Origin of the sequence: Gluconobacter potus, from assembly GCF_015244705.1 — a bacterium.
GTDB lineage: Bacteria > Pseudomonadota > Alphaproteobacteria > Acetobacterales > Acetobacteraceae > Gluconobacter > Gluconobacter potus.
This window is the reverse complement of sequence record NZ_JABCQF010000023.1, coordinates 1-12,327: the sequence shown is the minus strand read 5'-3', so window position 1 is coordinate 12,327 and position 12,327 is coordinate 1. Positions and strand designations below refer to the sequence as shown.

Genomic DNA, 12,327 nt, shown 5'->3' with positions numbered 1-12,327 from the left:
AAACTGGGATGGCTGCGTGCGGCTGTTCTCGGCGCCAATGACGGAACGCTGTCGACCGGCAGCCTCATCGTCGGCGTTGCCAGTTCTCATGCGACACGCGGCAGCATTCTCATCGCGGGTTTGTCCGCACTTGTCGCAGGCGCCCTCTCCATGGCGGCGGGCGAGTATGTCTCGGTCAGTTCCCAGGCCGATTCTGAACACGCCGACATCGCCCGCGAGAAACAGGAACTGGTCACGGACTGGGAGGGCGAAGTCACCGAACTGGCCGGGATTTATCAGAAGAGAGGGCTGGATGAAGACCTCTCGCGCAAGGTCGCCGTTGCCCTCATGAAGCATGATGCGCTCGGTGCCCATGCAAGGGATGAACTGGGTTTGTCCGAGGCCACGGCGGCACGACCCATACAGGCGGCATTCGCCTCGGCAACCGCCTTTTCATCCGGAGCATTACTGCCCGTGCTGGCAGCTGTTCTGGCCCCCGTGGCGTGGGTATCCTGGGGCGTGTCCTTGACGTCCGTCGTGCTTCTCGCTGTTCTGGGGGTCGTTGGCGCGATTGCCGGCGGCGCAGCGCCTCTGCGCCCAGCACTGCGTGTGACGTTCTGGGGTATTGTGGCAATGATCGTCACGGGCGGGATCGGCCGCCTGTTCGGCGTGTGACGCCGCGTTCCAAGCTCTGAACGAGGCATGTCCTGGGTGGTCTTGACTTCATCCCATATATCCGTGATCGTCGATTTATGGATACAGAATCCGCACTCTCGGCCCTCAACGCCCTGTCCCAGTCCACGCGGCTGGAGATCTTCCGCCTGCTGGTGCGCCACGAACCGGACGGGCTGCCCGCCGGGGACGTCGCGCGGCACCTTGATGTCCCGCAGAACACGATCTCGGCCCATCTTGCCACCCTGACACGCGCGGGCCTGCTGACCTCGCAGCGCCACAGCCGGCTGATCGTCTATCGCGCCTGTCTTCCGAGCCTGCGGGGCCTGATGCTTTTCCTCGTCAGGGACTGCTGTGCGGGCAGCCCAGAACTCTGCGCGCCCCTGATCGCAAACCTGTCCTCCAGCTGTCCGTCCCCGGAATCCTGCCCATGACCGTCACCATCTACCACAATCCGGCCTGCGGCACGTCGCGCAACGTGCTGGCACTGATCCGCAATGCGGGAATCGCGCCCGCGATCATCGAATATCTGAAAACGCCACCCAGCCGTGCGGAACTGGTCGATCTGATCGCCCGTATGGGGGTTCCGGTGCGCACGGTCCTGCGGGAAAAGGGCACGCCCTTTCATGAACTCGGCCTCGATAATCCGGCCCTGAGCGATGATACGCTGATCGACGCCATGATCGCACACCCGATCCTGATCAACCGGCCCATCGTTGTCACACCGCTTGGCGTGAAACTCTGCCGTCCCTCCGAGGTGGTTCTGGACATTCTACCCACGCCACAGAAGGGTGCTTTCGCCAAGGAGGACGGCGAGAAGATCGTGGATGAGGCCGGGAAACGGATCGTCTGATGCTGGCCCTTGCCATTTTCATTGCAACACTGGTCTTCGTCATCTGGCAGCCACGGGGTCTGGGCATCGGCTGGAGTGCGATAGCCGGTGCCGCCGTGGCACTGGCGACCGGTGTCATCCACTGGCACGATATTCCTGTCGTGTGGCACATCGTCTGGGACGCGACCTTTACTTTTATCGCGTTGATCATCATCTCGCTGCTCCTGGATGGGGCCGGGTTCTTCCATTGGGCCGCCCTGCATGTCGTGCGCTGGGGCAAAGGGCGAGGCCGGACGCTGTTCCCGCTGATTGTGCTGCTGGGGGCGGCCATCGCGGCCGTGTTCGCCAATGATGGCGCGGCCCTGCTGCTGACACCGATCGTCATCGCCATCCTCACCCAGCTTCGCCTGAGCCCCGCCGCTTCGCTCGCCTTTATTATCGCGACCGGCTTTGTCGCGGATACAACCAGCTTGCCGCTGGTAATTTCCAATCTTGTGAACATCGTCAGCGCCAATTTCTTCGACATTCCCTTTGACCGCTACGCCGCGATCATGGTCCCCGTCGATCTGGCCGCCCTTGGCGCGACACTTGCCGTGCTGTGGCTCTGGTATCGGCGGCAGGTGCCCCAGACCTATCCCGTCGCCGAACTGCCAGCACCCGCCACCGCCATTCGTGACCGCCTTGTGTTTCGCGCGGCTTTTCCGCTGCTGGCCCTGGTGCTGGCGGCTTATTTCCTGACCGCGCCATTTCATATTCCGGTCTGTATCGTGGCTTGCCTGGCTGCCATTACCCTGCTGGCAGTTGCTGGATATGGAAGGGTCATTCCCATCCGTCGGGTGCTGCGCGACGCCCCGTGGCAGATCGTGATCTTCTCGCTGGGGATGTATCTGGTGGTCTACGGACTGCGCAATGCCGGGCTGACCGATCATCTGGCGGCGGCACTGGTCTGGCTTGGCCATCAGGGTCCGTTCACCGCCACGCTTGGCACCGGCTTTCTGGCGGCAGCCCTGTCGTCGGTTATGAACAACATGCCCAGCGTTCTGATCGGCGCGCTGGCGATCCAGCAGGCGCACGACATTACGCCTTTGACCCGCGATCTGATGGTTTACGCCAACGTCATTGGCTGTGACCTCGGGCCGAAATTCACGCCAATCGGCAGTCTCGCCACCCTGCTGTGGCTGCATGTGCTGGCATCCAAAAACCATCGGGTCACTTGGGGGCAATACATGACGGTGGGTCTGGTGATCACGCCACCCGTCCTGCTGGTCACACTTGCCGCACTGGCCTTGTGGCTGCCCCTGATCAGCCATCCCTGACAAGACCGAAGGATCTGACGGAACGATGTCCAAACCGGAAATGCCCGCCCTGCACCCGGAGTATCTCGAACAGGTCGATCTCGCACGATTGGAACCGCAACCACGGGTTGACCACCCACCACGCATCCTGCTGCTGTATGGCTCGCTGCGTCCTCGGTCCTTCAGCCGCCTGCTGGTGCTGGAGGCCGAACGCATCCTGAACGTACTGGGGGCCGAGACACGGGTGTTCGACCCAACCGGTCTTCCGATCGCGGATTCCGTACCGGCCACGCACCCGAAGGTGCAGGAACTGCGTGAACTCTCGATCTGGTCGGAAGGCCAGGTCTGGTGCAGCCCCGAACGCCACGGCAACATGACGGCAGTATTCAAGAACCAGATCGACTGGCTTCCCCTCACGGAAGGTTCGATCCGACCCACACAGGGCCGCACGCTGGCTGTCATGCAGGTCTCCGGCGGGTCACAGAGCTTCAATTCCGTCAACGCCCTGCGGGTGCTGGGCCGATGGATGCGGATGTTCACCATCCCTAACCAGTCCAGCGTGCCGATGGCCTACACCCAGTTCGGTGACGACGACCGAATGAAACCGTCTCCCCTTTATGACCGGATGGTGGACGTCATGGAGGAGTTGATGAAGTTCACTTGGCTGCTGCGGGACCGGGCCGACTACCTTGTCGATCGCTACAGCGAGCGCAGATCAGAACACCGCCTGCCTGAAAAGCTGTGAGCCGGGAAATGGCGGAACAGTTCGATGTTGTGATCGTGGGGGGTGGTCAGGCAGCACTCGCCGCCTCTTATTTCCTGCGCCGGGCCGGGCTGACCTATGTCATTCTGGACAACGGCGCACAGGCGGGAGGGGCGTGGGTGCATGGCTGGGACTCCCTGCATCTGTTCTCGCCGGCGTCCTACAGTTCGCTGCCCGGCTGGCCGATGCCAGACACACCGGATGGCAGCTATCCGACCCGTGACGAGGTGCTGGACTACCTGCGCCGGTACGAGGCGCGCTACACCCCGCCGATCCGCCGTCCTGTAACGGTCGGGCGCGTGGAACGGGCCGGTGGGAAATTCCTGAATATCCGCACAAACGCGGGCGATTTTCTGAGCCGCGCCGTCATCGGTGCGACCGGCACATGGTCGGCCCCGTTCATTCCTGATGTCGCGGGGCATGAATTCTTTGGCGGGACGCAGATCCATTCCGCGCACTATCAGATCCCCGCACCTTTTGCCGGTCGGCGCGTGCTCGTGGTCGGTGGCGGTAACTCCGGGGCGCAGATTCTGGCGGAAGTGTCACTGCTCGCGAACGCAACGTGGGTGACGCTGCAGGATCCGGTATTCCTGCCCGACGATGTGGATGGACGGGTTCTGTTCGAACGGGCGACCGCACGTGTCCTGGGCAACGCCGGCGCCATGCCGACAGGAGGCTTTGGCGATATCGTCATGGTGCCGCCCGTACGGGCCGCCCGGGAGCGCGGTGTCTTCCACGCGGTGCGCCCGTTCGTGCGCATGACGGCTACGGGCGTCGTCTGGCCCGGCGGACAGGAAGAAGCCATTGACGCGATCATCTGGTGTACAGGCTTCCGTCCCGCGCTCTCTGCATTTGCACCACTCGACGTGATCGAGCCGGACGGGCTGATCCACGTGAACGGGCAGCAGGCCATCAGGGAGCCACGCCTGTGGCTGCTGGGATATGGCTCTTGGTGCGGTCCCGCATCCGCAACCCTCCTGGGGGCGGGCCGTGTCGCGCGATCCATGATCCGGCAACTCACGGACTGGCTTGCATCACCGACACAGGATGTCCGCTTACCAAAACCTTGAGCGACTCTCTTTACGACCGACATGACGGCGACTGCCGCCTGTCTGCTCCTACATCACTGAGCAGACAGGCGGACTAGGGGGGGAAGCCGAATGTCTGCTTCAGAACTGGCCTGATCATAAACTGCCACCATGGGAGCACGTATAGTCCTTGAATTTTCCATGAGGATTTTTCAGATTCTGACACGTGAGGATGAGGCCGCATAACTATTTCGGGTAATCTTCCGTCAAATGCAGAATCGACTGGCTGCGAAAAAAGTCAGGAGAACTAATTATCAAACGGAGAAAGTGCTTCAATAATTCGGCATTCTGAAATATTACCTCCCCCGCATGATTCTATCATCGTAGAAAGTTCATGGCGCAATGCGATGAGATCCGCAATTTTGCGCTCAATTTCTGCCATATGGTCACGAGCAATTCTATCAACTGTCTTACAATCCTGGGTTCCCTGATCCGTTAGGGATAATAGAGCTCTTACCTGGTCTAATGAAAAACCCAGATCCCGAGATCGACGAATAAAAGACAGTCTCGCGAGTGCCTCATCATCATAAGTGCGATAATTGCCATCGGTCCGCTGTGGCGGAGCCAGAAGACCGATCCGTTCGTAATAGCGGATCGTCTCGACTTTGGTATTCGTCGCCTTCCCCAAGGCACCAATCGATCGCATTCCCTGCCTCTTGACCCTGTAGTTGCTACAGGGAGCATACATTAAAACAGATGATTCGTCAGGGAGGCGCTGGATGGCAGGAGGATGCTGTGGTGGATGCACAGATACGCCGCTACCAATCAATAAATCATGGCGGAGAGCGCTCCTGATCGCGCTTTTTCTCAATGCCAGCATGTTTGCCGTTGAAGCTGGGGCTGGCGTGTCGGTTGGATCTGCATCCGTACAGGCGGACGCGATTGATTTCCTTGGCGACAGCGCCAACTACGCAATAAGCCTCAGTGTTGCCGGAATGGCATTGCGATGGCGAGCTGGCGCGGCCTTTCTGAAAGGCCTGACCCTGTTCATGGCTGGGCTATGGGTAATGGCCAATGCTGGGTGGATAGTAATGAACAGCAACCATCCGCCTCACCCAGACGCAATGGGCGGCATTGGTCTGCTTGCCCTCGCGGTCAATCTGGCCTGTGCCCTCATATTATGGACACACCGGAAAGGTGATGCCAACCGCCGTTCTGTATGGATCTGCTCTCGTAATGATGCGATCGGAAATGTTGCCGTTGTGCTGGCAGCTCTGGGCGTGTTTGGCACTCGTTCTGCGTGGCCGGATATTGCGGTAGCTGCCATCCTTGCGATGCTTGGTATTAGTGGAGGTGTGCAGATTATGCGACAATCGAGAGTAGAACTAACAGATAACAAATCAGATATATCACGACATATCAATGTATAAATCATATAATACTCTAGAATATATTAAGCAGGTAAGGAGACGCACACGCTATAATGCGGCATTCATTCTCCTGATTTTTCCCCTGCTCTGTGGCTGTACAAATAGTGATCACTCAAATATTTCGCCGGAATCAGATGTCCAGAAATTTTCCAGCCGTCAATTTACGGATGCCGGATTGCAAGAATTCATTACAAAAGTTCTCGGACCAAACGTATCGAGTCAGGAAAACGCATGGGGCATCACTCGCCTGACGCTTGCTACCTTGTATTTTCATCCCGATATCCTTGTAGCTAAAGCTGAACTGGAAACGGCTCGCGCTGGAATCAAGACAGCCGGTCAACTGCCCAATCCCAGTTTCACGGTGCTGGGTGGCCCATCGGCTCATTACGTCGGCTACGGCGCGTCAATACTGATCGAATTTTTCGGCAGGCGTTATCACCGTATCAAAGAAGCCAGATATCGGGCTGCCGTCGCGCAATGGGAAGTCATCAATACTGCATGGAAACTACGCAGCGACACGCGGTCTGCTCTTCTCGGCGTCTGGGCTGTATCCGGGCGCCTCAAGCTTGTGGAAGAGACTGCGGCAGCTAAACGCGAACTCTTTACCCTGGAACAGGCACGTTTTGATCAGGGGCGAGCATCCGCTCTCGAAATATCGCAGGTACGGACGGAAATGATCCATGCCGAGTTGTCTGTCAGTGATCTGCGGCGCGAGTATGCCGTCCGTAAGGCAGCTCTGGCAGGAGCAATCGGGGTTCCTGCCGAAGCACTTGATTCCATTGCTCTTGATACAAAAGCATTTGATGTCTGTCCCGACCTCATGGAATACCGCGATTCACAGGACATGAGATACCAAGCCGTAATGCAACGCGCGGATCTGCGGGAACTTCTTGCGTCTTATGACGCCGCCCGACAGGCTCTACGGGTCGAAGTTTCCCGACGCTATCCCGATGTCACCATCAGTCCCGCCTATAACTGGGATATTTCAAATCGCTTTGAGGTAAATCCCTCTCTGCAAATTCCGATTTTCAATCAGAACGAAGGCCCCATAGCTGAAGCTGTTGGGCAGGAGCATGAGGCGGCGGCTCGTCTCCGGCGTGCAGAGAACACGGTGTTTAAGTCCATCTCGCAGGCTACGGCCAATTACCGCGGCACGACATCAATTCTGCTACAGGCGGATGAACTTGCCAAAACCGTACGGGTAAGGCTGAACCAGATGCAGCACCGCCTTCAGTCAGGCGCAATCGACCGACCAACGATGGTTATGACTCATATAGAGCAGATTCAAGCAGAGACCGCTCTTCTTGAAGCAGAAATTCAGCAACGGCAAGCCATAGGTCAGATCGAAGATGGCATGCAGCAGCCCATTTTTGATCACACCAGTGCCGCGCAGGTTTCCGGCCTGCTTGAAAATAACCAAAGGAACTCACCATGAAAGCGAGGGCCTTCTGGCTGCCTCTTGTAGGTCTTTCTGTCTTCCTAGTTCTAGGGCCTGTTAGATCTTAAAATACTTCCTATATTGTATGGATTGAAGAAGGAGACGGAACAGGCACTTTCACTGATGAGACATGGGCGATCTGGGAACCGCTGATTGAGGCGGTTCGGCCAAGGGGCAAGACACCGCCCCATGATCTGCGGCGTACGATAGCAGCGATCTTCTGGCGTCATGAGAATGGTGCGAAATGGCGAAGTATCCCCGCTGAGCTGGGTCCGTGGTGGCGGGCGGCGCAGCTTTTCATCCGCTGGGCGAAACTGGGGGTGTGGGAACGCCTGCTCGAACTGGTTCAGGACCACCACGGAGTGGCGCTGGGCATGACTTTTCTGGATGGCACGAACATCAGGGCTCACCACAAGGCGGCGGGAGCCCAAAAAAAGGGGCCTCTTTCGAAGAGCGAGACCATCGTGAAGCACTTGGCCGCTCTCGCGGCGGCTATGGCACAAAAGTGTGCGTGATCGCGGACGGACACGGAAAAGCCATTGGTTTCGCTCTGGCACCCGGACAGGCCCATGAACTGCCACTGGCGCCAGCCATGCTCGACGATCTCCCCTCTGTTCCCCTGTGGGTCGTGGCGGACAAAGGCTACGCGTCAGACGCCTTTCGTGAACGGATATGGGACATGGGAGCCCGACCGGCCATTCCCGCGAAACGACGCGATGCGCCGGTCGCCTGTCCCAAATGGGCCTATCGATGCCGACATCTTGTGGAGAACCTCTGGGCTCGTCTCAAGGAATGGCGCGCTGTCGCAACCAGATACGAAAAAACAGCAACCTCGTTCCTCGCGGTCATCCACATCGCTGCCGCCGCAGACTGGATCAAGTGCTAACAGGCCCTAAACGTGGCGGACATTGCTATTGCAGATGATGATGATCCACCAGTTTCGGTTCTTGGCGAAGAGGCGACCGTGACGGTCTCCCCGGAAGCAGTTACGAAGAGTGGCATCGCTTCTGCACGACCCAGCATCGTGCCTTGGAGAAAGTTGGTTCCCGCCTATGGTTACGTTCTGAACGCAACACAACTTATCACTCTTGTTAGTGATTATGCTGACATGAAAGCGCGGCTGGAGAGCATGCAGGCACAGCAGACGCTTGCCCGTGCGAAACTCGATCGTGACAAAGGACTGTATCGCGACCGGCAGAATATCTCTCAGGAACAATTCCAGGAGACAACAGCCAGATTTCAGTCCAACTCAGCTATGGTAAAAGCAGAACAGGTCCGGGTGAATAACGCACTTAATATTATCAGACAGCAATTTGGTTCGGTCATATCTGACGCTACCGAAAAAAATACAATTTTCATTACACAGTTACTTCAACAACAAGTGGTCTTGGTCAAGGTGACCCTTCCACCAGATACGGATCTACCAACCCCACCAAGTCAGGCGGATGTGACCGATTATGGAAACACGGGTGGACACGGGACAATGCTCCACTATTTGTCTCCTGTAACCATGACCGATCCTGCTATTCAGGGGCGTAGCTTTTTCTATTTTGCGTCGGCTGAAAGTCAGCTTGTCGCGGGCATGAATGTTTCCGTTCTCCTGCCTACCGAAGAGGAACGTCCCGGTATCCGGATACCTGCATCAGCTATTATCTGGCTGCAAGGTAAGTCGTGGATATACCGTGATAACGGACACGGAAAATTTACACGCCTACCCCTTACGACCGACGTGCCGGACCGAGAAGGTGGCTACCTGATCCAAGATACTCCAGGACAAATCACACACGAAACGCAAATCGTCGTAGAGGGTACGCAATTACTTCTGTCTGAAGAATTCCGAGCTCAGCTTGAATCAGGAGACGATGACGACTGATGACGGGACGTTCTTTCAGCCTTCAGGCAGCTATTATCGGGTTTTCGATCCGCTTCCGGGGCGTGGTTATCGCAACCGCATGTCTGTTGTTCTTCTATGGCCTGTATGGCTTGAGACATGCCAGCTATGATGTGTTTCCGGAATTCATTCCGCCACGGGTCACGATCCAGACCGAAGCCGCTGGTTTTACGCCGGAACAGGTCGAAACATTGGTTAGTCGCCCAATGGAAATTGCCCTGACCGGCCTCCCGGGTATTCAGCGCGTGCAATCGACTTCGATTCAGGGACTGTCAGTCGTCAACGTCCTGTTTGCGACATCGACCGATATTTATCGCGCCCGGCAACTGGTCGGGGAACAAATGAATGTTGTTGCACAGCAATTGCCAGCCGGTGTTCATGCTCCGACTATGACGCCACTGACCTCATCCGCCGGTCTGGTACTGGTGATTGGTCTGACGTCGGAACAACAGTCCCTCATGCAGTTGCGCACGCTTACTGACTGGTCATTAAGGCCGCGTCTGCTGGCGTTGCCTGGTGTGGCTGGAGTCAGTGTGTTTGGCGGGGAGCGTCGGTCACTCCAGATACAGGTACATCCAGACCAACTCATCTTGCATCATATCGGACTTGATGACGTCCTTGCGGCTGCCCAGGAAGCAACTGGCATACAGGGGGCCGGCTTTATTGATACCCCGAACCAAAGAGTCGTTCTTCAGTCTGACGGTCAGGCCCTGACGCCAGAAAGTCTGGCCCGCACTGTGATTGTCCGCTCTGATAATGGTGCTGTCACACTGGGCAGTATTGCCACTGTAACTGAAGCCCCTATTCCCGCCTTCGGCGCGGCCAGTATCGAGGGAAAGACAGGCATTGTGGTTAATATATGGGAACAGTACGGTGCCAATACGATGGCTGTGACCCGGGAAATCGAGGCGGCACTTACCGATTTCCGCCCGCAATTGCAGGGACAGGGGATTACATTGCATGCTGACCTGTTCCGACCCGCCAATTTCATTACGACCGCATTGGGGAATGCCACACGAGCATTGCTTCTGGGCGGTTTTCTAGTGGTTGCCGTAATCTTTCTTTTCCTTTTTGACCTGCGAACCGCTGCAATCTGTTGCGCCACCATACCTTTGGCTATTCTGATAGCCCTGTCGTTGCTGGAGACACTCGGGGTTACTTTGAATGCCATGACCCTGGGGGGGCTTGCTATCGCCATCGGCGAGGTCGTGGATGACGCCGTGATCGGGGTCGAAAATGTTACACGCCGATTGCGTGAAAACCGGCTTCTGGTCCAGCCCGCATCTACAGCGCGCGTCGTACTCGATGCATGCGTTGAAGTCCGCAGTGCAGTGGTTTACGCGACCTTTGCTGTCATTATCGTTTTCTTGCCTGTCATCGCCCTTCCCGGACTTTCGGGACGACTGTTTGCTCCACTGGCAACAGCTTATGTTCTTGCGGTCATGGCTTCTCTTGCCGCTGCTGTAACCGTTGTACCTGCACTCTGCGCATGGCTCTTGGCGACGCCTGGAGAAACCCGGAGAGAGCCCCCCCTGGCAGGATGGACCGCCAGAGCTTATGAATGTCTTCTGGCCAGATTAATGCGCCATCCCCGATTTGTTATAGGCGGGATGATCCTGACCACCTTGATAGGGTTTGCGGCCCTTCCATTCCTTGAAAGCGATTTCATTCCTGATTTCAAGGAAGGTCACCTTATCATTCATATGACGGCTGCTCCGGGGACTTCCCTGGAACAGTCTCTGAAATTAGGTAGACAGGTTACAGAAAAACTTCGTCAGCTTCCCGAAATCCGTTCGGTTGCTCAGAGAGTCGGACGCGCCTCGCTGGATGAGGACACGTATGGACCACATACCAGCGAGTTTGAGGTTGATTTGAATCAGGTGGATGGGAAGGCTTCCCGACAGATTGATGCCCGCGTTCGCAAAGCGCTTGACGGGTTCGTTGGGGCCAGTTTTTCTGTCAGTAGTTTTTTGACGATGCGCGTAAACGAAACCCTTTCTGGTTCGTCTTCGGCTGTGGCAATCAATATTATTGGCGATGATCTGGATGTATTGGATATCCAGGCAAATAATATTGTCCGCATGTTGCATCAGATACATGGCGCAACAGATGTCCGGATAGAAGCACCCCCTGGTGTTCCGGAACTTGCTATTCGGCTACGCCCTGCTGATCTGGAGCGCTGGGGGCTTCGGTCGGCGGATGTACTCCGATCCATCCATACAGCCTGGCAGGGTGAAACCGTGGGGCAGATATACGAGCGTTCTGCGGCTTTTAATGTTATGGTTCGTCTTGATGACGCAAGTCGTAATGATGTTGCGTCTGTCGGCTTCCTGCCACTGCATACTGTTCACGGAAACTACGTACCACTCCGCGCTGTCGCAGACATATATGAGACGAACGGTCGCTATCAGGTGTCACATCTGGGAGCACAGAGAACACAGACTGTCACCGCAAATGTTACAGGACGATCAGCTCAATCTTTCGTTCAGGACGCACGCACGGCTATAGCAAAAAATATCAAACTGCCTCTTGGAACCTACGTTCAGTTTACATCCGCAGCGGAAGCTGAATCACAATCACGCAAGGAACTGTTTATAAATTCCGGGCTCGCTGCCATAGCGGTCATGATTCTGCTCTCAATAATCACACAAGGATGGCGCAATCTCGCTCTGATACTCGTCAATCTTCCCTTCGCATTTGTCGGCGGCATTCTGGCAATCATTGTTTCCGGCACAACGCTAACTCTTGGGGCAACAGTCGGCTTCGTTACTCTATTCGGGATTACGCTTCGGAATTCGGTGATGATGATTTCGCATTTTGAGACTTTGGTCGAGCGGGAACATCTCACATGGGGAGTAACAACAGCGCTCCGGGGGGCCAGAGACCGCGTCGTCCCCGTACTCATGACATCGCTCGTTACGGCGCTTGGACTGGCGCCTCTGGCTGTTGATATGAATGCGCCTGGGCGGGAAATCGAAGGACCTATGGCAGCTGTCATT

12 protein-coding genes are annotated in these 12,327 nt (G+C 56.7%); 11 read left to right on the top strand and 1 reads right to left on the bottom strand.

Annotated elements, in window-relative coordinates:
* The 6 genes from HKD31_RS15140 to HKD31_RS15115 all read left to right on the top strand — a co-directional run.
* The coding region (locus tag HKD31_RS15140) for a VIT1/CCC1 transporter family protein (RefSeq protein ID WP_194265645.1) at nucleotides 1-654 on the top strand (654 nt) is incomplete at its 5' end.
* Nucleotides 655-731: 77 nt separating this feature from the next.
* Nucleotides 732-1,085, top strand: coding sequence for an ArsR/SmtB family transcription factor (locus HKD31_RS15135; RefSeq protein WP_034927484.1), 354 nt, complete (start codon nucleotides 732-734; stop codon nucleotides 1,083-1,085).
* Nucleotides 1,082-1,504, top strand: coding sequence for an arsenate reductase (glutaredoxin) (gene arsC / locus HKD31_RS15130; protein ID WP_034927487.1), 423 nt, complete (start codon nucleotides 1,082-1,084; stop codon nucleotides 1,502-1,504). The genes HKD31_RS15135 and arsC overlap by 4 nt, the downstream gene beginning before the upstream one ends.
* Nucleotides 1,504-2,799, top strand: coding sequence for an arsenic transporter (locus HKD31_RS15125; RefSeq protein WP_034927490.1), 1,296 nt, complete (start codon nucleotides 1,504-1,506; stop codon nucleotides 2,797-2,799). The genes arsC and HKD31_RS15125 overlap by 1 nt, the downstream gene beginning before the upstream one ends.
* 25 nt (nucleotides 2,800-2,824) lie before the next feature.
* Complete coding sequence (gene arsH / locus HKD31_RS15120) at nucleotides 2,825-3,523, top strand: arsenical resistance protein ArsH (RefSeq protein ID WP_034927494.1); 699 nt, start codon at nucleotides 2,825-2,827, stop codon at nucleotides 3,521-3,523.
* An 8-nt stretch (nucleotides 3,524-3,531) separates the two neighbouring features.
* Complete coding sequence (locus tag HKD31_RS15115; protein WP_034927498.1) at nucleotides 3,532-4,611, top strand: ArsO family NAD(P)H-dependent flavin-containing monooxygenase; 1,080 nt, start codon at nucleotides 3,532-3,534, stop codon at nucleotides 4,609-4,611.
* Between the two features lie 265 nt (nucleotides 4,612-4,876).
* On the opposite strand, the gene HKD31_RS15110 is transcribed toward HKD31_RS15115, so the two are convergent.
* Entirely contained in the window at nucleotides 4,877-5,275 is a 399-nt protein-coding gene (locus tag HKD31_RS15110; protein ID WP_003618791.1) for a MerR family transcriptional regulator, read from the bottom strand.
* 73 nt (nucleotides 5,276-5,348) lie between these two features.
* Here HKD31_RS15110 and HKD31_RS15105 point away from each other — a divergent pair, with 73 nt between their 5' ends.
* The 5 genes from HKD31_RS15105 to HKD31_RS15085 all read left to right on the top strand — a co-directional run.
* Nucleotides 5,349-5,999 (top strand): cation efflux transmembrane domain-containing protein, encoded by a 651-nt coding sequence (locus HKD31_RS15105; RefSeq protein WP_010516881.1) that lies wholly within the window; start codon nucleotides 5,349-5,351, stop codon nucleotides 5,997-5,999.
* A complete protein-coding gene (locus tag HKD31_RS15100; RefSeq protein WP_019088956.1) occupies nucleotides 5,992-7,434 on the top strand; it encodes a TolC family protein in 1,443 nt (480 codons plus the stop codon). Before HKD31_RS15105 ends, HKD31_RS15100 begins: the two co-directional genes overlap by 8 nt.
* Nucleotides 7,435-7,574: 140 nt before the next feature.
* A protein-coding gene (locus HKD31_RS15095) for an IS5 family transposase (RefSeq protein WP_099046888.1) occupies nucleotides 7,575-8,323 on the top strand; the annotation gives its coding sequence in 2 pieces (ribosomal slippage) (nucleotides 7,575-7,866 and nucleotides 7,866-8,323; 750 coding nt in all).
* 12 nt (nucleotides 8,324-8,335) lie between these two features.
* Nucleotides 8,336-9,310 (top strand): efflux RND transporter periplasmic adaptor subunit, encoded by a 975-nt coding sequence (locus HKD31_RS15090; protein WP_112210250.1) that lies wholly within the window; start codon nucleotides 8,336-8,338, stop codon nucleotides 9,308-9,310.
* The coding region (locus HKD31_RS15085; protein WP_194265646.1) for an efflux RND transporter permease subunit at nucleotides 9,310-12,327 on the top strand (3,018 nt) is incomplete at its 3' end. The genes HKD31_RS15090 and HKD31_RS15085, both read left to right, overlap by 1 nt.

What these genes read in the sequence shown, in the direction of transcription:
- HKD31_RS15110 (WP_003618791.1), bottom strand. Translation starts at nt 5,275, where the DNA reads ATGCGATCGATTGGTGCCTTGGGGAAGGCGACGAATACCAAAGTCGAG.
- arsC (WP_034927487.1), top strand. Translation starts at nt 1,082, where the DNA reads ATGACCGTCACCATCTACCACAATCCGGCCTGCGGCACGTCGCGCAAC.
- HKD31_RS15135 (WP_034927484.1), top strand. Translation starts at nt 732, where the DNA reads ATGGATACAGAATCCGCACTCTCGGCCCTCAACGCCCTGTCCCAGTCC.
- HKD31_RS15115 (WP_034927498.1), top strand. Translation starts at nt 3,532, where the DNA reads ATGGCGGAACAGTTCGATGTTGTGATCGTGGGGGGTGGTCAGGCAGCA.
- HKD31_RS15100 (WP_019088956.1), top strand. Translation starts at nt 5,992, where the DNA reads ATGTATAAATCATATAATACTCTAGAATATATTAAGCAGGTAAGGAGA.
- HKD31_RS15105 (WP_010516881.1), top strand. Translation starts at nt 5,349, where the DNA reads ATGGCAGGAGGATGCTGTGGTGGATGCACAGATACGCCGCTACCAATC.
- HKD31_RS15125 (WP_034927490.1), top strand. Translation starts at nt 1,504, where the DNA reads ATGCTGGCCCTTGCCATTTTCATTGCAACACTGGTCTTCGTCATCTGG.
- arsH (WP_034927494.1), top strand. Translation starts at nt 2,825, where the DNA reads ATGTCCAAACCGGAAATGCCCGCCCTGCACCCGGAGTATCTCGAACAG.